This window comes from Pseudomonas fluorescens (genome assembly GCF_002022275.1).
In the GTDB taxonomy this organism is placed as follows: Bacteria; Pseudomonadota; Gammaproteobacteria; order Pseudomonadales; family Pseudomonadaceae; genus Aquipseudomonas; species Aquipseudomonas fluorescens_AJ.
Map to the genome: position 1 here is coordinate 299,029 of NZ_MSDF01000016.1, position 19,708 is coordinate 318,736.

The 19,708-nt window shown below is 60.7% G+C and carries 20 protein-coding genes and 1 pseudogene; 3 read left to right on the forward strand and 18 right to left on the reverse strand.

Annotation, left to right across the window (positions count from 1 at the left end):
- Positions 1-58: 58 nt before the first annotated feature.
- From BFW87_RS13455 to ubiE, 12 genes and pseudogenes are all read right to left on the reverse strand, one after another.
- Complete coding sequence (locus BFW87_RS13455) at positions 59-1,966, reverse strand: methyl-accepting chemotaxis protein (protein WP_078740281.1); 1,908 nt, start codon at positions 1,964-1,966, stop codon at positions 59-61.
- Positions 1,967-2,101: 135 nt separating this feature from the next.
- A complete protein-coding gene (locus tag BFW87_RS32585) occupies positions 2,102-2,974 on the reverse strand; it encodes a methyl-accepting chemotaxis protein (RefSeq protein WP_439848380.1) in 873 nt (290 codons plus the stop codon).
- Positions 2,960-4,018 (reverse strand): annotated as a pseudogene (locus BFW87_RS32590) (methyl-accepting chemotaxis protein); the annotation flags it as partial. The gene BFW87_RS32585 and the pseudogene BFW87_RS32590, both read right to left, overlap by 15 nt.
- Before the next feature lie 195 nt (positions 4,019-4,213).
- Positions 4,214-4,921, reverse strand: coding sequence for a 16S rRNA (uracil(1498)-N(3))-methyltransferase (locus BFW87_RS13465; protein WP_078740283.1), 708 nt, complete (start codon positions 4,919-4,921; stop codon positions 4,214-4,216).
- Entirely contained in the window at positions 4,918-5,709 is a 792-nt protein-coding gene (tatC, locus tag BFW87_RS13470; RefSeq protein ID WP_078740284.1) for a twin-arginine translocase subunit TatC, read from the reverse strand. Before tatC ends, BFW87_RS13465 begins: the two co-directional genes overlap by 4 nt.
- Positions 5,706-6,122 carry a Sec-independent protein translocase protein TatB gene (gene tatB, locus BFW87_RS13475; RefSeq protein WP_078740285.1) on the reverse strand — a complete coding sequence of 139 codons (417 nt, stop codon included), beginning with the start codon at positions 6,120-6,122 and terminating at the stop codon, positions 5,706-5,708. The genes tatC and tatB overlap by 4 nt, the downstream gene beginning before the upstream one ends.
- Before the next feature lie 10 nt (positions 6,123-6,132).
- The gene (locus BFW87_RS13480; protein WP_078740286.1) at positions 6,133-6,411 is read right to left on the reverse strand and encodes a twin-arginine translocase TatA/TatE family subunit; all 279 of its coding nucleotides are present in this window, start codon (positions 6,409-6,411) and stop codon (positions 6,133-6,135) included.
- 25 nt (positions 6,412-6,436) lie between these two features.
- A complete protein-coding gene (locus BFW87_RS13485) occupies positions 6,437-6,769 on the reverse strand; it encodes a phosphoribosyl-ATP diphosphatase (RefSeq protein ID WP_003209299.1) in 333 nt (110 codons plus the stop codon).
- 2 nt (positions 6,770-6,771) lie between these two features.
- On the reverse strand, positions 6,772-7,164 hold the full coding sequence (gene hisI / locus BFW87_RS13490; RefSeq protein ID WP_078740287.1) for a phosphoribosyl-AMP cyclohydrolase: 393 nt from the start codon (positions 7,162-7,164) through the stop codon (positions 6,772-6,774).
- 41 nt (positions 7,165-7,205) lie between these two features.
- Complete coding sequence (ubiB, locus tag BFW87_RS13495; protein WP_078740288.1) at positions 7,206-8,810, reverse strand: ubiquinone biosynthesis regulatory protein kinase UbiB; 1,605 nt, start codon at positions 8,808-8,810, stop codon at positions 7,206-7,208.
- On the reverse strand, positions 8,807-9,430 hold the full coding sequence (locus tag BFW87_RS13500; protein WP_078740289.1) for a ubiquinone biosynthesis accessory factor UbiJ: 624 nt from the start codon (positions 9,428-9,430) through the stop codon (positions 8,807-8,809). The genes ubiB and BFW87_RS13500 overlap by 4 nt, the downstream gene beginning before the upstream one ends.
- Positions 9,430-10,200: a bifunctional demethylmenaquinone methyltransferase/2-methoxy-6-polyprenyl-1,4-benzoquinol methylase UbiE gene (gene ubiE, locus BFW87_RS13505; RefSeq protein WP_003171186.1), complete on the reverse strand. Its 771-nt coding sequence runs from the start codon at positions 10,198-10,200 to the stop codon at positions 9,430-9,432. Before ubiE ends, BFW87_RS13500 begins: the two co-directional genes overlap by 1 nt.
- Before the next feature lie 145 nt (positions 10,201-10,345).
- On the opposite strand from ubiE, the gene BFW87_RS13510 reads away from it, so the two are divergent.
- The 3 genes from BFW87_RS13510 (at position 10,346) to BFW87_RS13520 (ending at position 12,199) form a co-directional block, all read left to right on the forward strand.
- A complete protein-coding gene (locus BFW87_RS13510; protein ID WP_078740290.1) occupies positions 10,346-10,621 on the forward strand; it encodes a polyhydroxyalkanoic acid system family protein in 276 nt (91 codons plus the stop codon).
- 105 nt (positions 10,622-10,726) lie between these two features.
- Positions 10,727-11,149 carry a phasin family protein gene (locus BFW87_RS13515; RefSeq protein ID WP_078740291.1) on the forward strand — a complete coding sequence of 141 codons (423 nt, stop codon included), beginning with the start codon at positions 10,727-10,729 and terminating at the stop codon, positions 11,147-11,149.
- Positions 11,150-11,161: 12 nt separating this feature from the next.
- The gene (locus BFW87_RS13520) at positions 11,162-12,199 is read left to right on the forward strand and encodes a phasin family protein (RefSeq protein ID WP_078740292.1); all 1,038 of its coding nucleotides are present in this window, start codon (positions 11,162-11,164) and stop codon (positions 12,197-12,199) included.
- A gap of 175 nt (positions 12,200-12,374) precedes the next feature.
- Here the strand turns inward: BFW87_RS13520 and BFW87_RS13525 are convergent, their stop codons facing one another.
- The 6 genes from BFW87_RS13525 to hslU all read right to left on the reverse strand — a co-directional run bounded on the left by BFW87_RS13525 (position 12,375) and on the right by hslU (position 19,674).
- Complete coding sequence (locus BFW87_RS13525) at positions 12,375-12,995, reverse strand: TetR/AcrR family transcriptional regulator (protein WP_078740293.1); 621 nt, start codon at positions 12,993-12,995, stop codon at positions 12,375-12,377.
- A 27-nt stretch (positions 12,996-13,022) separates the two neighbouring features.
- Positions 13,023-14,705, reverse strand: a complete 1,683-nt coding sequence (gene phaC, locus BFW87_RS13530; protein ID WP_078740294.1) for a class II poly(R)-hydroxyalkanoic acid synthase — start codon at positions 14,703-14,705, stop codon at positions 13,023-13,025.
- A gap of 99 nt (positions 14,706-14,804) precedes the next feature.
- Positions 14,805-15,650: a poly(3-hydroxyalkanoate) depolymerase gene (phaZ, locus tag BFW87_RS13535; protein ID WP_078740295.1), complete on the reverse strand. Its 846-nt coding sequence runs from the start codon at positions 15,648-15,650 to the stop codon at positions 14,805-14,807.
- A 195-nt stretch (positions 15,651-15,845) separates the two neighbouring features.
- Positions 15,846-17,525, reverse strand: a complete 1,680-nt coding sequence (gene phaC / locus BFW87_RS13540; RefSeq protein WP_078740296.1) for a class II poly(R)-hydroxyalkanoic acid synthase — start codon at positions 17,523-17,525, stop codon at positions 15,846-15,848.
- 248 nt (positions 17,526-17,773) lie between these two features.
- Complete coding sequence (locus BFW87_RS13545; protein WP_078740297.1) at positions 17,774-18,151, reverse strand: gamma-butyrobetaine hydroxylase-like domain-containing protein; 378 nt, start codon at positions 18,149-18,151, stop codon at positions 17,774-17,776.
- A gap of 185 nt (positions 18,152-18,336) precedes the next feature.
- A complete protein-coding gene (gene hslU, locus BFW87_RS13550) occupies positions 18,337-19,674 on the reverse strand; it encodes an ATP-dependent protease ATPase subunit HslU (RefSeq protein WP_078740298.1) in 1,338 nt (445 codons plus the stop codon).
- Positions 19,675-19,708 lie beyond the last annotated feature (34 nt).

Below are 19,708 nucleotides of genomic sequence, written 5' to 3' on the forward strand. Positions count from 1 at the left end.
TGACACTGTGTGGATTGAGGCGAGCGAGCAAGCTCGCTCGCCACAGGTCCTGTAACCCTCACAGCCTGAATTTGCCGACCAGGGTCTGCAAATCCAGGCTCAGCCGCGCCAACTGAACGCTGGCGGCAGCCGTTTCCTCACTGGCGGCTGCCGTTTCTTCCGTCGCGTCGCGCACCTTCAGCACACTGCGATTGATCTCTTCGGCCACCGCACTTTGCTCTTCGGCGGCCGCGGCAATCTGCGGGTTCAGTTCCTGAATGGTTGAGACCGTACGCGTAATCGCCGCCAGTGCATCGCCGGCGTCACGGGTCAGGTCGACGCTGGTGTGAGTCAGGTTGCGGCTGCTGTCCATGATCTCGGCGACGTGCTGAGTGCCGGTGTGCAAACCGAGAATCAACGCCTCGATTTCCTCGGCCGAGGCCTGGGTGCGCTGCGCCAGGCTGCGTACCTCATCGGCAACCACCGCGAAACCTCGGCCCGCACTGCCCGCGCGTGCGGCCTCGATGGCCGCGTTGAGGGCCAGCAGGTTAGTTTGCTGGGACACGGACTTGATCACGTCCAGCACGCTGCCGATCTTTTGGCTTTCGCGTTGCAACGCCAGCATGGCTTGGCTGGAGCGTGCCATTTCATGGGCCAAATGGCCGATGTGCTCAACGGCTTGATTGACGACGAGCTCCCCCGAATGTGCCTGTTGGTCCGCTTCGCTGGCGGCAGTGGAAGCCCGTTCCGCGTGGTGCGCCACTTCTTGCGCGGTGGCGAGCATTTCGTTCATGGCCGTGGCCACCTGATCGGTTTCATCTTTCTGATTGTTCACCCCGGTGCGCGTCCGCTCGGTCACGGCTGACAGCTGTGTAGCCGCGCCAGCGATTTGTCGGGCGCTGTCGCCAATGCCGCTGATCAGGCTGCGCAGATTTCGGGTCATTTTCCCGATGCTCTGTTGCAGTTGGCCCAACTCATCCTGGCGCTCCACGGGCGGGCTTTCACTGAGATCACCCTCGGCGATGCGATTGGCGGCAATCAACGCTTGGTGTAACGGTGCGGCGATCTGCCGGGCGATCCACCAGGCCGCCAAGGCGCCGAACAGCAGCGCGGCAAGCGTGACGCTGACGAGCAGCGTGCGGGTGTGCTCGGCCTCCCGGTCGCGCTTGAAAAGCTGGCCCTGGCTCACTTGCTCGCTGTGTTCGAGCAACTGGTTAAGCTGCTGTTCAAAGCGGTTTTGCGCGGTTTCAGTGCTGATCTGAGCCTCTTTAAGGTTGATCAGCAGGGCGCGATAGGCTGCCAGGTCGGCTTTCAGCAGGACGGCGTCCACCGGCAGGCGCGTGACGTCGGTTTGCGCGCGGTCCAGGGCATCGAGCGTCTTTGCCACCGCCTCGGCGTAGGTCTGCAATGACTCGGCCGCCCAGGCGGGACCCTGGGTGCGATCCTCGGCTTGCTTCATGGCTTGGCGCAGTTTCTCGACGGCGTCGAGCGCCTGCTGGTCCTGTCGGTCCGGCAGTTCGTTGGCCAGTTGGGCGAGCGTGTCGCTGGCTTGCGTCGCGGATTTATTCAGCACCCGGCGGGTGGCTTCACGCTGCTCGATCAAGGGTGGCAGCTCGACCAAGGCAGCGTTGAAATTCGCCACCAATTGCTTGGCGTCTCGCAGGCGTTGCAGGTCTACCGGATCTATCACGTGGTCGGACAGGTAGTTGAGCCGCTGATTGATTTTCTCAATCTGCAGTACCATTTTGCCCAGGCTGGCCGTGTCGGTGAGGGTGCGGTACACGATGCGATCGGCACGCATCGCCTCGGCGACGGCAGTCAACTGGCCTAGGACGGTCAGGTTGCTGGAGCGAAACAACGCGGCGTTCAAGGCTTGCCAGCCGGTGACGGCAATGATCAGGCTGAGGATCAGCACTTGGCCAAAACCCAAAGCGAGCTTCAGGCGGACGCTGGCGTTGGCCAGCAAACGGGTCAGCCGGGGAAACATGTCGTATCTCCAAATCAGTAAAAAGAGTGTTTAAACGCTAAAGGGATTTGGAGTGATGGCGGGCTGATAACCGTGTAGGAAGTTTCACAAGTTGCGGTGTGCGGCGTCCTTGATGGCCCGCCGCAATAGGGTTGATCAGACGCGGAAGCGCCCTACCAGTGTCTGCAAATAGATCCCAAGGCGTGCCAGTTCGGCGCTCGACGCAGCCGTTTCCTCACTGGCCGACGAGGTCTGTTCCGACACGTCCCGCACATTCAGCACGCTGCGGTTGATCTCTTCGGCCACGGCGCTTTGTTGCTCGGCGGCGGTGGCGATCTGCGAGTTCATCGCCTGGATGGTCGAGACCGTGCGGGTGATATTGCCCAGCGCGTTGCCGGCTCGGCGGGTCAGTTCGACGCTGCTGTCGGTCAGGCTGCGGCTGTTGTCCATAATGGTCGCGACTTGCTGGGTGCCGCTCTGCAGGCCGACGATCAGCTCTTCGATCTCTTCGGTGGACTTCTGGGTGCGCTGGGCCAGGCTGCGCACCTCGTCGGCCACCACCGCAAAACCACGCCCGGCTTCACCGGCACGGGCCGCTTCAATGGCTGCGTTCAGCGCCAGCAGGTTGGTTTGCTGGGCCACGGACTTGATCACGTCGAGCACGCTGCCGATCTTGTCGCTTTCGCGCTTGAGATGGCCCATGGCCTCGGTGGAATTGCCCACCTCGGTGGCCAGGCGTTCGATCTGGGCGATGGCTTCGCCGACGACCTTGTCGCCCTCACGGGCTTGCTGGTCAGCTGCTACGGCGGCTTCAGAGGCTTCCTCGGCGTTGCGCGCCACTTCCTGCACAGTGGCGGCCATTTCATTCATGGCGGTCGCCACCTGGTCGGTTTCGATCTTCTGGCTGTTGACCCCGGCGCTGGTCTGCTCGGTCACGGCCGACAGTTGCTCGGCGGCGCTGGCGATCTGAGTGACGCCGTCACTGATGCCGCCGATCAACTCGCGCAGGCCCACGGTCATGCTTTGCATGGCACGTTGCAGCTGGCCCAGTTCATCCTGGCGGCCGGAGTTGAGGTTGTGGCTCAAGTCGCCGGAGGCTACACGCTCGGCTACTTTCAATGTCTGGTTCAGCGGAATGACGATCTGACGGGTGATCGCCCACGCGGCGAAGATGCCGAAGATCAGCGCCAGCACGGCAGCAAGCAACAACAGCTGTTTGGCCTGTGCCGCTTCGTGATCGCGCACCACGGTCTGGGAAATGGTCAGTTTCTCGCTGTGACCCAACAGGATATCGCCCTGTGCGGTGATGCTTTTCAAGGCGGCAGCCGCGGCCACTTGGGAGTCGCGGTACTGGCTGACGGCGTCGCGGTAGGCTTGCAGCGAGGTGCTCGCCTCTTGCAGGTTGGCCTGGAACTGCTCGGGCAGTTGGCCTTGCAGTTCGGTGATTTTCTTCAGGGCGTTGTCGATCGCGTCCAGCGCAGGCTGCTCGGCTTCAGGTTTGCCGCTGTAGGTGTAGCCGCGCACCTGGAAGCGCGCTTGCTGGAGCAGTTTGCTCAGGTCGACCACGCTGTTGAACTGGGTGACGCTGTCACCCTGCAGCAGGTTTTTTTCGATTTCGCTGGTCTTGGCCACGGCGTTGTCGGCAGTGTCGCCCAGCTTGCTGCGCGCGCCTTCACGCTTGAGGCCGGCCAGGACCATGGCACCGAAGGCCTTTTTGTATTGGTTCAAGGCGTCCAGCTGTTGTTCGACCAGCGCTTTATCGTCGGGCTGTTCGATCAGGGTCTGAGCGGTTTTCAGGCCTGCGTCGAGTTGAGTGATCAAATTGTTGACCGCGTCGGTGCCTTGCTCGCCGCGGCGCATTTCAAAGTCCAGGCGCGCCAGGCGCAAGTCTTTGGTCAGGCCGTTGATGCTGGAGATAAAACCCAGCTTGTCGCCGCGACTCGTCACGTCGTCGAGGCCCTTCCAACCGGTGAACGTGATCAATAGCGTCAGGATCAATACCAGGCCAAAGCCAATGCTCAGCTTGCGATTGACGCTCACATTTCCCAATTTTTCGGCTAACAGACGATACATGCGGCGATCTCCTTTGGAACAAGGCTTGGACTTATTCAAAGGTTATCGGCAGCGTAGGAAAATTCTGTAGTGAGGCTAATCCAATGTGGGAGCTGGCTTGCCTGCGATGCAGACACCTCGGTCTATCATCTGTACTGAGATGATGCTATCGCAGGCAAGCCAGCTCCCACACAAGCCAGTTCCCTCAGGGTTGTGTCAGAACAACCGGGCGAGCAGGGCGGTGACGGCGGTTTCGACGCGCAGGATACGCGCGCCCAGCTGTACTGGCTGCAAGCCGGCCTTGGCCAACAAGTCCACTTCGTAAGGAATCCAGCCGCCTTCCGGGCCGATGGCCAGGGTTACGGGCTCGTCCAGCCCGCGCGGGCAGGGCGGGTAATCGCCGGGGTGGCCGATCAGGCCGAGCGTGCCTGCGGTCATGGCTGGCAGACGGTCTTCAACGAAAGGCTTGAAGCGCTTTTCAATGATGATCTCCGGCAACACGGTGTCGCGCGCCTGTTCCAGGCCGAGGATCAATTGCTCGCGAACCGCTTCAGGTTCCAGGAATGGCGTTTGCCAGAAGCTCTTTTCCACCCGGTAACTGTTGAGCAGCACCACTTTTGGCACGCCCATGGCCGCCACGGTTTGCAGCACCCGGCGCAGCATCTTCGGGCGCGGCAGGGCCAGCAGCAGGGTCAGGGGCAGTTTGGCCGGAGGCGGTTGGTCGAAGCCGACGTGCAGTTCGGCTTCACCGGGCTCCAGGCGCAGCAGTTGCGCGGTGCCCATCAGCCCGCCGATCCGCCCGACGCGCAGGCTGTCGCCGACAGCTGCGCGGTGGACTTCCTGCATGTGCACCAGGCGCCGATCACGCAGGATCACCCGGTCGGCCGCGATAAAATCGGCCTCTTCCAGCAACAGCAGGTTCACGGCTGGGTCGCTGGCGGCTGGTCGTCGTCGGCGGGTTGATCATCCGGGTGTTCGCCACGCTTGCTGATCAGGCTGCCGAAAATGATGCCAATCTCGAACAGCATCCACATCGGTACGGCCAGCAGCGTCTGGGAGAAGATGTCCGGCGGCGTGAGAATCATGCCGACCACAAAGCAGCCGATGATCACATACGGGCGGATCTTCTTCAGGTACTTGACGTCGACCACGCCGATCCACACCAGCAGCACCACGGCCACGGGGATTTCGAAGGCCACGCCAAAGGCGAAGAACAGCGTCATCACGAAGTCGAGGTAGCTGGTGATGTCGGTCATCATCTCCACACCGGCCGGGGTGGCGGCAGCGAAGAACTTGAAGATCAACGGGAACACCAGGAAGTAGGCGAAGGCCATGCCGGTGTAGAACAGCAGGATGCTCGACACCAGCAAAGGCACCGCGATGCGCTTCTCATGCTTGTACAGGCCCGGCGCGATAAAACCCCAGATCTGGTGCAGGATCACCGGGATCGCCAGGAACAGCGAGACCATCATGGTCAGCTTCAACGGCGTCAGGAACGGCGACGACACATCGGTGGCGATCATCGTCGCGCCCGCCGGCAAATACTGGCGCAGGGGCGTGGAGACGAAGGTGTAGATCTGCTGGGTAAAAGCGAACAGCCCGGCAAAGATAATGAAGATTGCCGCTACACAACGCAGCAGGCGGGTACGCAGCTCGGTGAGGTGCGAGACCAGCGGCATATGCTGGTCGGTTTCCGGTTTATCAGCGCTCATGGGGCTCGCGGCGGCAATGTAGGGTCATGGGGCGCGGGCGACGCAACGGGCGTCGGCGCAGGCTCGGTTGGCACGGTCGGGGTTGGGGCAGCGGGTGCGGCTTCGACGGCAGGCGCGGGCGCGATGCTGTGTTCAGCCACCGGCACGACCGGTTTGGCCGACTCGTTCACCGGGGTCAGAATGTTCCGCGCTTCCTGCTCCAACGACAGAATATGTTCGTTGTGCAATTGCCGGCGGATCTCGTCGGCGCCGATTTCCCGTTCAACTTCCTGTTTGATGGCGTTGAAACTGCGTTTCAGGCGCCCGATCCAGAGGCCGGCCGTGCGCGCTGCACCGGGCAGGCGTTCCGGCCCGAGTACCAGCAGGGCAACAAGGCCGACGAGGAGCAGTTCAGAGAAGCTGATTCCAAACATTAGTCAGTGCTCACAAGTCTTTGCGGGTCGGCTCTTCGACTTTCTCAGCCTGCACGTCGAAGGTACGACGTTCGGTGATCGGCTGGGTGGCCTGCGGGTGCACAGGCTGGACCGGCGGCACCGGAGTAACGATCGGGTCGGCAGGCTTTTCATCATCATTCATGGCTTTGCGAAAGCCCTTGATCGACTCGCCCACGTCGGTGCCCAGGTTTTTGAGTTTCTTGGTGCCGAACACCAGTACCACCACCACCAGAATGACGATCCAGTGTTTCCAGTCAAAAATGCCCATGCTGCAATTCCTCTGTGAAAGTTATTCAGGCGGACGGGCGCGAGGCCTTTTCGGCATGCCCGGACAAGCCGAAGCGACGGTCCAGTTCATCCAGCACTGCCTGCGGATGCTGCCCCAGTTGGGCGAGCATGACCAGACTGTGGAACCACAAATCAGCGGTTTCGTAAATCACATCGCTGCAGTCGCCGCTGATCTGTGCGTCCTTGGCTGCAATGATGGTCTCGACGGATTCTTCGCCGAGCTTTTCCAGAATCTTGTTCAAGCCCTTGTGGTACAGGCTGGCGACATAGGAGCTGTCGGCGTCCGCGCCTTTGCGGTCTTCCAGCACCTGGGCCACGCGGTTCAGGGTATCGCTCATGTTCAGTGTCCTGCCGAGTAGATGGCGTGCGGGTCTTTGAGCACCGGCTCGACGGTTTTCCACTCGCCGTTCTCGAACACGCGGTAGAAGCAGCTGTGGCGGCCGGTGTGGCAGGCGATATCGCCGATTTGCTCGACCATCAGGATCACCACGTCGGCGTCGCAGTCGATGCGCATCTCGTGCAGGGTCTGCACGTGCCCGGACTCTTCGCCCTTGCGCCAGAGTTTGCCACGCGAGCGTGACCAGTAGATGGCGCGCTGCTCAGCGGCAGTCAGGCTCAGAGCCTTGCGGTTCATCCAGGCCATCATCAGCACGCGCCCGGTCTTGTAGTCCTGGGCAATGGCCGGCACCAGGCCGTCACTGTCCCACTTGATCTCGTCCAGCCAGTCTTTCATGTTCCGCTCCGGCAATTTGCGACAGTGTATAACCGGATTGGCTATCGACGCACGATCAGATAAATACCCACAGCGACCATGATGCCGGCCGGCCAGTGGCCCAACTGGTTCAGCGGCCCGCCGACGGCCAGCATCACACCGCCCACCAGGTGCGCGGCGCCGAGCAGGCGCAGGAACCAGTCGTCCTTGCGCTGCTTCCACGGCGGCGCCGGGTCTTTGGCGTGGGGCTGGGACATGCGCTCCAGCAAGTCGCGGGTCATATTGGCCAGGTGCGGCAGCTGTTCGAACTGGCTGTGCAGGTTGCCGATCAACGTTTTCGGGCTGACGCGCTCGCGCATCCAGCGTTCGAGGAACGGCTGGGCGGTGTTCCACAGGTCCAGGTCCGGGTACAGCTGGCGGCCCAGCCCTTCAATGTTCAGCAGGGTTTTCTGCAAAAGAACAAGCTGCGGCTGCACTTCCATATTAAAGCGGCGCGCGGTCTGGAACAGGCGCATCAGCACCTGGCCAAATGAAATATCTTTTAACGGTTTTTCAAAGATCGGCTCGCACACGGTGCGGATCGCGGCTTCGAATTCGTTGAGTTTGGTTTCCGCCGGCACCCAGCCCGAATCGATGTGCAGCTGCGCCACGCGGCGGTAGTCACGCTTGAAGAAGGCAAACAGGTTGCGCGCCAGGTAGTCCTGGTCTTCCGGGGTCAGGCTGCCGACGATGCCGCAGTCGATCGCGATGTACTGCGGGCTCCACGGGTTGACGGTGCTGACGAAGATGTTGCCCGGGTGCATGTCGGCGTGGAAGAAGCTGTCGCGGAACACCTGAGTGAAGAAAATCTCCACGCCGCGTTCGGCGAGCATTTTCATGTCGGTGCGCTGGTCGGCCAGGGTCGCGAGGTCAGTCACCTGCACGCCGTAGATGCGCTCCATCACCAGCACTTTTGGGCGGCACCAGTCCCAATACACTTGCGGCACGTACAGCAGCTGCGAGCCTTCGAAGTTGCGCTTGAGCTGGCTGGCGTTGGCGGCTTCGCGCAGCAGGTCGAGTTCGTCGTAGATGGTTTTTTCGTAGTCGGCGACCACATCCACCGGGTGCAGCAGGCGTGCATCGGCAGAAAAACGCTCGGCGGCGCGGGCGAGGATGAACAGCCACGCCAGGTCCTGGCCGATGATCGGCTTGAGGCCGGGGCGGATCACCTTCACCACCACTTCTTCGCCGGTCTTGAGCTGCGCCGCGTGCACTTGGGCGACCGAGGCCGAAGCCAGTGGGTCGACATCGAAGCGGCTGAACACTTCGCTGATCTTCTTGCCGAGTTGCTCCTCGATCAGCTTCATCGACAGTTGCGAGTCGAACGGCGGTACGCGGTCTTGCAACAGCATCAGCTCGTCGGCGATGTCTTCCGGCAGCAGGTCGCGGCGCGTGGAGAGGATCTGCCCGAACTTGATAAAGATCGGCCCCAGATCCTGCAACGCCAGACGCAGGCGCGCGCCACGGGTCAGCTCCAGCTGTTTGCGCGGGAACCAGCGCCACGGCAGCACGTAGCGCACCGCCAGCAGGAACCACGGCAGTGGCAGGGCGAACAGCAGGTCATCGAGGCGGTAGCGGATTACGACGCGCTGGATACGAAACAAACGGCGGACGGCGAGCAGCTTCATGCGTTATCGCTTGGATCAAGGGAACGGCTCAGGCGCTCGAAGCGTGCCTCGAGGCGTTCCAGGTCGATTTTGGCCTTGTCGAGTTCACGAAAGCGCGCTTGCGCTTCGCGTTCTCCGACCAGGGTGCGCGATTCTTCGCTCAGGTATTCGGCGAGGTTCTGGTTGAGGCTGGCGAACCCCTGCTGGTACCAGCGTTTACGGCTGTGCAGGTGCCCGCTGACCAACTGGGTGGCCACGGGGCCGATCCAGCGTGACAGCTCGTATTCCCAGTCCAGCTCCAGGTCTTGCAGCACGGCGGCCAGGTCCATCAGCACCGCGCTGTCGCCTTCCAGTTCCACTTCGGCACTGTGCAGGATCGCGGTCTTGTTGCGGCTCACCGCCAGGTGCAACAGGCTCGAGGCCGGCGCACGCAAGGTGCAGTCGGCCTCGGCGGCCCAGTCGGTGGCGAGCAGCAGGCCTTCATCGCTCGGCAGGATAAACAGCTGCAAGGCGGGGCTGCGGCAGTCGACGGCAATCACCTTGCCAGTCAAGTGCGCGAGCCGCGCCAAGGCGGTGCTGTCCAGGCGCAGCACACGGTTGAGGCCGTGTTCAACGCTGGCGAGAAGGCCCTTGAGCAGCATCAGGGCTTGATGCCACGGTGCAGGGCGACGATACCCGAGGTCATGTTGTGGTAGGTCACGCGGTCGAAACCGGCCTCTACCATCATCGACTTCAGGGTTTCCTGGTCGGGGTGCATGCGGATCGATTCGGCCAGGTAGCGGTAGCTTTCGGCGTCATTGGTGATCAGCTTGCCCATCAATGGCATGAAGGCGAAGGAGTAGGTGTCGTAGACCTTGGACATCAGCGCGTTGGTGGGTTTGGAGAACTCCAGCACCAACAGGCGGCCACCCGGCTTGAGCACGCGCAGCATCGAGCGGATCGCGTCCTCTTTGTGAGTGACGTTGCGCAGGCCGAAAGCGATGGTCACGCAGTCGAAATGGTTGTCCGGGAACGGCAGCTTTTCAGCGTCGGCCTGGACGAATTCGATATTGCCGGCCACACCTTTATCCAGCAGGCGATCGCGGCCGACCTTGAGCATCGAACCGTTGATGTCGGCCAGCACGACCTGACCGGTCGGGCCGACGAGCTTGGAGAACTTGGCCGCCAAGTCGCCCGTGCCGCCGGCGATGTCGAGCACGCGGTTGCCGGTGCGTACGCCCGACAACTCGATGGTGAAGCGCTTCCACAGGCGGTGCATGCCGCCCGAGAGCACGTCGTTCATCAGGTCGTACTTGGCGGCGACGGAGTGGAACACCTCAGCGACTTTTTCCGCTTTCTGGCTTTCCGGAACGTTCTTGAAGCCGAAGTGAGTGGTGGGTTCGGCATCGCTGCCTTTGCGCTGATCAGTCATATCGCTGTCACCAAAAGAGAATGCGGGACATGATAATCCCCACGACCTGCTTTGTCTTGGCAAGGCTGAAGGTAAGATAGGCGGTCACCGAGACCTTTTGCCGCATGGCGGGTGTTCTGAGTCGTTATAAAGAGGAGTCATTGCAATGGCCCGTATTACCGTTGAACGTGCACATTCCCTGGGTAAAGAAGGCGCGCGGGCGAAGGCCGAGAAGTTGGCGAGCAAACTCCAGGAGCAATATGGCCTGGAACCGTCGTGGTCCGGCGATACCTTGAACCTTAAGCGTTCGGGCGTTAAAGGCACAGTGCTGGTTGCCGATGATTCGCTGCGCATTGATGTGGAACTGGGCCTGTTGATGTCGGCCATGAGTGGCACCATCAAGTCCGAAATCGAGAAAGCCCTGGATAAGGCGCTGGCCTGATTCGCGTGTTCTTAGGGTGCCGATTCTAATTTTTCACCCTACTTTGTGCCCAAGCCCTCAACTCCTGCGGGCCGTTCCTCCACCCTATTTTGCGTGAGGTGCACCATGGCCAAAGTTATTTTGAAGAAAAAAATCGACGTTCAGTCCACCGCCCTGAGTGACGTTAGAAGCTATGCCCGCAAGATCTGGCTGGCAGGACTTGGTGCCTATGCGAAGGTCGGCAGCGAAGGCAGCGAGTACTTCAAAGAGCTCGTGAAGAGTGGTCAACATGTTGAAAGTAAAGGCAAAAAAGTTGTGGTTGAACAACTTGATGCTGCCAACAGTCAGATTGACCAAGTAAAGAGCAATGTCTCAAGCGTCAAAGGTTTGGTTGAAGTTCAACTGGATAAAGTTGAAAAAGCTTTTGACACGCGCGTTGCAAGTGCCTTGAATCGGATCGGCATTGCGTCTAAACATGACGTTGAGACACTCTCTGCTAAGCTCGAAGAGCTGACGACATTGCTAGAACGTGTCGCGCGTAAACACTAAGGAGACATCGGGATGGCTGTTAAAAAGACTACTCAGAAAGAAGGCAGCTCGTGGGTCGGGGAAGTTGAAAAATATTCCCGTAAGATCTGGCTTGCTGGTTTAGGCGTGTACTCGAAGGTTAGCAGTGACGGCGGCAAATACTTCGAGACTTTGGTCAAGGACGGCGAAAAGGCCGAGAAGTTGACCAAAACCACGGTTGGTAAAAAAGTTGAAGCGGCCAAGGCAACTGCCGGTTCCGCCAAGTCGAGCATTTCTGACACCTGGGGCAAGTTGGAAGAGACTTTCGACAAACGCCTCAACAGTGCCATTTCGCGACTGGGCGTGCCGAGCAAGGCAGAGCTGAAGACGCTGCACAGCAAGGTCGACACCCTGACCAAGCAAATTGAAAAACTCACTGGCGCTAAAGTGGCTCCGGCTAAAACAGCAGCGGCCAAACCTGCTGCCAAGCCAGCCGCTAAAACCGCTGCTGCCAAACCGGCTGCCAAAACCGCAGCCAAGCCTCTGGTTAAAGCCGCCGCCAAACCGGCTGCAAAACCTGCGGCCAAAGCTCCAGCCAAAGCGGCCGCAAAACCTGCCGCCAAGCCTGCTGCGAAAACTGCAGCGGCAAAACCAGCCGCCAAGCCTGCCGCGAAACCCGTGGCCGCTAAAGCTGCTGCCAAGCCTGCTGCAAAACCAGCTGCCAAGCCTGCTGCAAAACCAGCTGCCAAAGCCGCCGCAAAACCGGCAGCCAAACCAGCAGCTAAAACCGCTGCCGCCAAACCGGCTGCCAAGCCAGCCGCTGCGAAACCTGCAGCCAAGCCGGCCGCCGCAAAACCAGCAGCCAAGCCTGCTGCGGCAAAACCTGCCGCTGCCAAGCCAGCCGCCAAACCGGCTGCGGCGAAAAAGCCTGCGGTCGCCAAGAAGCCGGCTGCTCCAAAGCCAGCTGTTGCGGCCAAGCCTGCAACCCCTGCGCCAAGCGCTTCGACAGCCAACTCGGTGTCCGCACCAAGCCACGCTGCTACCACCCCGACTGCAACGCCGGTAACCCCGACGCCCTCCAGTCAGTCCTGATTTTTTCAGGGCGTAAAAAAATGCCCGGCCTGCGAAGGTCGGGCATTTTTTATTGGGATTTTTTTGAACGTCACCGTTCCAATGTGGGAGGGGGCTTGCTCCCGATAGCGGAGTGTCAGTCTGGAAATTTAACAACTGACACATTGCAATCGGGAGCAAGCCCCCTCCCACATTTTTAATCCGCGTCATCCAGATATTTCAGCGCGAACTTCTCGGTTGCGAGTCTTGCCGGCAGCAGGAGATGCGGCGCCACCAGCATCACGATCTGGTAAACCACCACCCGCACCTCACCCTCACGGTCCAGAATCCGCTGATAATCCAGCGAGAACAGCAGGGTCAGGGTGATCTGTTCCACCAACTGCCCCAGCGCCTGCGTACCACTGACCAACTGCCCTGACGCCTTCAACCGCGCGAGCAACGAGGCCAGCGTACGCTTGAGTGCCGTCAGCAGGTTGCGAATGCCCTTGGCCAGTTTCGGCAGGCGACCCGCCAGGTTTGACAGGTCCTGAAACAGAAACCGGTAATGCGCCATGCGCTCAACGATCAGGTGCAGGAACAGCCAGTAATCTTCGGCCTTCAGCTGCGCATCTGCCGGCGGGTCAAGCAGCGGTGCCAACTCACATTGAAAGCGCTCGAACAAGCCGAGCACCAAGGGCTCCTTGCCATGGAAGTGGTAGTAGAGGTTGCCGGGGCTGATCCCCATTTCATTGGCCACCTCCATGGTCGACACGTTCGGCTCGCCCTTGTGGTTGAACAACTGCAGGGCACATTCAAGGATACGGTCGCGGGTCTTCATCCAGTCTTCTTAATGTGATCGTTGAGCTCAGCGTACGCGCACATAAGTGCCCGGCGCCGCTTCCATCGGTGGGTAGTTCTGGTTGCCCAGTGCGGTGAGGGTTTCGCGCTGCACGCCTGAGCGTTGTTGAATCCACGCCAGCCATTGCGGCCACCAACTGCCTTCGACGTGACGGGCGTCGTAATACCAGGCGCGCGGGTCGCTGCTCAGCTTGGGGTTTTCGACGTAGTTGGCCTTGGGGTTGCCCGGCGGGTTGAGGATGCTTTGAACATGGCCGCTGTTGGACAGCACGAAGCGCTTGTCGCCCCCCAGCAGTTGAGTGGAGCGATACACCGCATCCCACGGCGTGATGTGGTCGTTGATGCCAGCCACGCTGAAGCTGTCCACCGTGACCTTCTGTAAATCGATCGGCGTGCCGCAGACCTCCAGGCCGCCAGGATGGCTCAGCGGGTTGTGCTTGAAGAAGTCCAGCAAATCGCCATGCAGCGCGGCGGGCAGGCGCGTGTTGTCGTTGTTCCAGTACAGGATGTCGAAGGCCGGCGGTTCCTTGCCCAGCAGGTAGTTGTTGATCCAGTAATTCCAGATCAGGTCATTGGGGCGCATCCAGGCGAACACCTTGGCCATGTCGCGGCCATCCAGCACGCCTTGCTGATAGGAGCGGCGCTTGGCGGACTCCAGGGTTTGCTCGTCGGCGAACAGCGTGGCGGGGCTGTCGATCTGGCTGTCCAGCAGGCTCACCAGGTAACTGGCGCTGGAGACGCGCCGCAGCTGGCGCTTGGCCTGCAAATGACCCTGCAGCGCAGCGATGGTCAGGCCGCCGGCACAGGCGCCCATCAGGTTGACCTCACGCGCACCGGTGATCGCCCGGCACACGTTAAGCGCTTCTTCCAGCGCCGCGACGTAGGTGGACAGACCCCATTCGCGGTGACGCACATCCGGGTTGCGCCAGCTGACCATGAAGGTCTGCAGACCGTTTTTCAGGGCGTACTGCACAAAGCTGTTGGCCGGGCTCAGGTCGAAAATATAGTACTTATTGATTTGCGGCGGCACGATCAGCAGCGGCTTGGCGTACTGTTTTTCACTCATGGGCTTGTACTGGATCAGCTCCAGCAGCTCGTTGCGAAACACCACAGAGCCTGGCGTAGTCGCTACCGTCTTGCCGACTTCAAAGGCGTGCTTGCTCACCTGACGTGGCAGGCCGTTGTTGTGCAGCAAGTCATCGAACAAGTTGCTGACGCCGCGCACCACGCTGTTGCCGCCGGAGTTGAGCAGCTCCTTGATCGCCAGCGGGTTGAGCAGGGTGTTGGACGGCGACACCGCATCGTTGAGCAGCGAGAAGGCAAAGTGCGCGCGGGCACGGTCATCGGCGCTCAGCGAGCTGTCGTCGATCCAGTGCCGGGTCTGTTTCTGCCAGCTCAGATAGGCTTGCAGGCTACGGCGGTAGAGTGGGTTGAGCTTCCAGGTCGGGTCAACAAAACGGCCGTCGTTGGGATTGGGTTCGTGCACGGTTTCGCCCAGCAGCACGCGGCCCAATTGGCCGCCCAGGGCCAGGGCGTGACGTGCGGTGTGCACCGGGTTGCGCAGGCCATGGGCGGCGACGCTGCGCAGGGTCGACAGCAGGTCCCGGCCGCGCAGGCCGGTGATCGCGTTTTGCGCATTGATGAACGCGGCAGGGGTGGGGGCCGGGTTCGTCACGGGTCTTTCTCGCATGAGCCAACACTCCTTCGTCAAGCCATCAACAGGCACGCCAATCCAGAACCATAGTCGGTTTTGCCAGAGTTGCGCGGTAGGTCGTCCTGACCTGAACCTCTAAACCGCGGGTCGCGGGTGAATCACGGCGCGCAGGCGCTCCTCTTCGAGAAACTTCATGATGATCGGCGCCACAGCCTCGGCCCGGGTGATCAGGAACAAGTGGCCGTCATCGATGATGTGCAACTGTGCGTTGGGAATGCGCCAGGCCAGCATGCGCATGTTGATCAGCGGGATCAGCGGGTCGTCGTCCCCGGCCAGCACCAGAGTGGGTTGGCGGATTTTGTGTAACCAGTGGATGCTGGTCCAGCCCAGCCCCGCGAACAGCTGCCAGTAGTAACCCAGCTTGCCGGCCGAGCGCACTTTGCTGGCGTGTTCGGCGGCGAGTTTCGAGTCGCGGCGGAATGAACCGCCATAAATCATCGGCGCAATACGCACCACGTGGGACGGCTGGATATACCGGCGCGGGCTGGCCATCAGCCACAGCACTTTCGGCTTGCCCGGCACCATCACCGCACCCGCCGCCGTGGCCGCCAGGATCAGTTTTTTGCAGCGCTCCGGGTAGTCGTAGGCAAACTGCTGCGCCAGCGCGCCGCCCCAGGACACACCCACCGCATTCACCTGGCCATAGTCCAGGTAATCGAGCATGCGCGCGGTGAGTTTGGCCAGGCCGGGGAATCGATAGGGCCGGTTGGGCGTCGAGGAACCGCCCACGCCTGGCACATCGAAGGCGATCACTTCCAGGTCCGGGTCCAATGCCTGGACGAACGGAAACACCAGCTCAAGGTTGGCGCCGATGCCGTTGAAGATCAGCAGCGGCGTCAAATGAGGCTTGCCCGGGCGTACCGCCGTGCGGAGGGTCTGGCCATCCAGGTCGATGGTACGGAAGATGAACGGTTGCGGCATGGGCTTACCCTGCAAAATGGCGCACTATTTCCCTGTCGGAACACGGTCAATGTGGGAGCTGGCTTGCTGTGGCGAGGGAGCTTGCTCCCGTACGGCAGCGTAGCTGGAGCCGGCTTTTGGGGGCGCTGCGCACCCCAGCGCAAGCAAGCTTGCTCGCCACAGCAAGCCAGCTCCCACATTTGATCCCATTCCAGCCTACCTTTCGTGAACGTATGTACCCGGCGCAGCCTCACCCGCGGTATAGGTTTTATTACCCAAGCTCGTAGGCGCTTTCTTCAACTTGCCCGCTCGCTCCGCCTGCCATGCCTGCCAATGCAACCACCACGAATCGGTGTGCTTGGTGGCATTCTCCTGCCATTCCAGCGGCTTGCCCGCGAGGCCATCACTGGTCTGGTAACGCGCCTTGGGGTTGCCCGGCGGGTTGAGGATGCTCTGGATATGCCCGCTGCTGGACAACACAAACTCCACTTTGCCGCCAAACAACTGCGCCGACTTGTAGCAAGACTGCCACGGCGTGATGTGGTCGTTGGTGCCCGCCAGTGAGTAGATATCGGCGGTGACCTGCTTGAGGTCGATCGGCGTGCCGCACACTTCCAGGGCGTTGGCGCGCACCAGCGGGTTGTTCTTGAACAGCTCGATCAGGTCGCCATGGAAGGCAGCCGGCAAGCGCGTGGTGTCGTTGTTCCAGAACAGGATGTCGAACACCGGCGGCTCGTTGCCGAGCAGGTAGTTATTGACCCAGTAATTCCAGATCAAGTCGTTGGGGCGCATCCAGGCGAACACCTTGGCCATATCGCGGCCTTCCAGCACGCCAGCCTGATAAGAGTGGCGTTTGGCGGCTTCCAGGGTCTGCTCGTCGACGAACAGCGCCACCTGGGTGTCCAGCGTCGTGTCCAGCACACTTACCAGCAGGGTCAGGGCGTTGACCTTCTTCTCGCCGAGCGCCGCGTAGTGGCCCAGCAGCGCGGTACAGGTGATGCCACCTGAGCAGGCGCCGAGCATGTTGATGTCTTTGCTGCCGGTAATCGCCGTGACCACATCCACCGCTTCTTTCAGCGCTTCGATATAGGTCGACAGGCCCCACTCGCGCTGGGCCTTGGTCGGGTTGCGCCAACTGACAATAAAGGTCTGCTGGCCATTGCGCAGGCAGAAGCGCGCCAGGCTTTTATCCGGGCTCAGGTCGAATACATAGAATTTGTTGATCTGCGGCGGCACCACCAGCAAGGGGCGCTCGTGCACCTGCTCGGTGATCGGCTTGTACTGGATCAGCTCCAGCACGTCGTTGCGAAACACCACGGCGCCTTCGGTGGTGCCCAGGCTCTTGCCGACTTCAAAGGCGCCCATGTTTACCTGGCTCGGCATGCCGCCGTTGTGCACCATGTCCTTGGCCAGATGCGAGAGTCCATCAAGCAGGCTTTTACCGCCGGTTTCAAAGAAACGTTTGACCGCCGCCGGGTTGGCCGCACTGTTGGTGGGGGCCATGGCTTCGGTCATCAGATTGATCACGAAGTGACCGCGGCTGATGTCCTGTTCCGACAGGTTGCTGTCGCCGATCCAGTCGTGCAGTTCCTTGCGCCACGCCAGATAGGTTTGCAGGTAGCGTTTGTAGAGCGGGTTCTGGCTCCACGCCGGATCATTGAAGCGACGGTCGTCGCCCTCCGGCACCAACTGGGATTTGCCGAACATCACGTTCTTCAACTCGACGCCAAAGTGGGCGACGTGCTTGACGCTGTGCAGCGGTTGTTTGATGGCTTGGGTCAGCACCATCTTCGCCGAGGCGAGTAAATCCTTTTTGCGTAACGCGATGATCGGGTTCAGCCCCAGGGTGTTTTCCGAGGCCTGGCGTTTCAAGTCATCGTTGTTCTTGTTACTCATCTACGACGCTCCATTGTCCGAAAGACGAGTACCGGGTACCGCTGTGCACCAGGTTTCGATACACAACACAAGCCAGGTACGCGACTCGGGTGACCGTTAATACCGCATCGTCAAATGCAGGGAACTTGCCAGTTCCATTGGTTACCCGAGTTTAATTTTTTTCGCAAGCGGGCCAATCGTTGGCCACAGGAGAGGGCATTCAAGCAGATGAAATTAGAAAATGCCCTCTAAAGAGCAAGAAGCCCTGACTAGAGCATCAGCCGCACGACCGACTGGCTCGGGTCGCGGGTTTTCCCGGCGGCTTTGAGTTCGGCCAGGTAGTCGGCCCACAGCGCGTCCTGACGCACGGCCAATTGGTAGAGGTAGTCCCAGGTGAACAGTCCGCTGTCATGCCCGTCGTCGAAGGTCAATTTCAGTGCGTACTGGCCAGCCGGTTCAATCTTGGTCAACCGAACGTTGAGCTTGCCGAATTGCAGGATGGGTTTGCCGTGACCCTGGACCTCGGCGGAAGGCGAGTGGGTGCGCAGCAGCTCGGCGGGGAGCTGGTAGACCTCGTCGGGGCCGTAGGTAAGGCCGAGGGTGTTAGAGGTTTTGTGCAGGTTTACAGCGGTAGGGAATTTCGACATGGGAGACCCGCCCGAAAATGATCCTGAAGGAACCGGCTTCAACATATGGGAACAGGCCTCTGTGGGAGCCGGGCTTGCCCGCGATGCAGGCACCTCGGTGTTTCAGAAACACTGAGGTGATGCTATCGCAGGCAAGCCAGCTCCCACAAAAGCCAGGTTCCTATACAAGCCCTGTCCTGTGTGGCTTACAGGATATAACGAGACAGATCTTCGTTCTGCGCCAATTCGCCCAAGTGGCTATTCACGTAGTCAGCATCGATCTTGATCGCTTCGCCATTCTGCGCACCGGCCATGTCGCCGGCGCTGAAGGACACTTCCTCAAGCAAGCGCTCAAGCAGCGTGTGCAGGCGGCGGGCACCGATGTTCTCGGTCTTCTCGTTGACCTGCCAGGCAATCTCCGCCAGGCGCTTGATGCCATCCGGCAGGAACTCGATGCCAAGGCCTTCGGTTTTCAACAGCTCACGGTACTGCTCGGTGAGCGAGGCGTGCGGCTCGCTGAGGATGCGCTCGAAATCGCCCGGAGTCAGTGCCTTGAGTTCCACTCGAATCGGCAGACGGCCTTGCAGCTCCGGCACCAAGTCGCTTGGCTTGCTCAGGTGGAACGCGCCGGAAGCGATAAACAGGATGTGGTCGGTCTTGACCATGCCCAGCTTGGTGTTCACGGTGCAGCCCTCGATCAGCGGCAGCAGGTCGCGCTGCACGCCTTCGCGGGACACATCCACGCCGCCGGAATTGCCGCGCTTGGCCACTTTGTCGATCTCGTCGATAAATACGATGCCATGCTGTTCGACGGCTTCCAGGGCTTTGGCCTTGAGTTCTTCCTCGTTCACCAAACGCCCGGCTTCTTCGTCGCGCACCAGTTTCAGCGCGTCCTTCACCTTGAGCTTTCGGCTCTTCTTCTTGCCCTTGCCCATGTTGGCGAACAGGTTCTGCAGCTGGCTGGTCATTTCTTCCATGCCAGGCGGCGCGGAAATATCGACGCCGGACACTTCGGCGACTTCGATCTCGATTTCCTTGTCGTCCAGCTGGCCTTCACGCAGACGCTTGCGGAACAGCTGGCGGGTGTTGGAATCCGAAGCCGGCGCGGCGTCTTCGTTGAACCCCATGCGGGCCGGTGGCAGCAGGGCGTCGAGGATGCGGTCTTCGGCAGCGTCTTCGGCGCGGTGGCTGACCTTGGTCATTTCCTGTTCGCGGAGCAGCTTCAGGGCGGCGTCGGCGAGGTCACGAATGATCGACTCGACGTCGCGGCCCACGTAGCCCACTTCGGTGAATTTGGTGGCTTCGACCTTGATGAACGGTGCGTTGGCCAATTTAGCCAGACGACGGGCGATCTCGGTTTTACCGACGCCGGTCGGGCCGATCATCAGGATGTTCTTCGGCGTTACTTCAACGCGCAATTCTTCCGGCAGTTGCATCCGGCGCCAGCGGTTACGCAGCGCAATCGCTACGGCGCGCTTGGCATCGTCCTGGCCGATGATATGGCGATTAAGTTCATGGACGATTTCGCGGGGAGTCATGGACATAGTGTTTGGCGGCCTCAAGCGGAATAAGCCTACG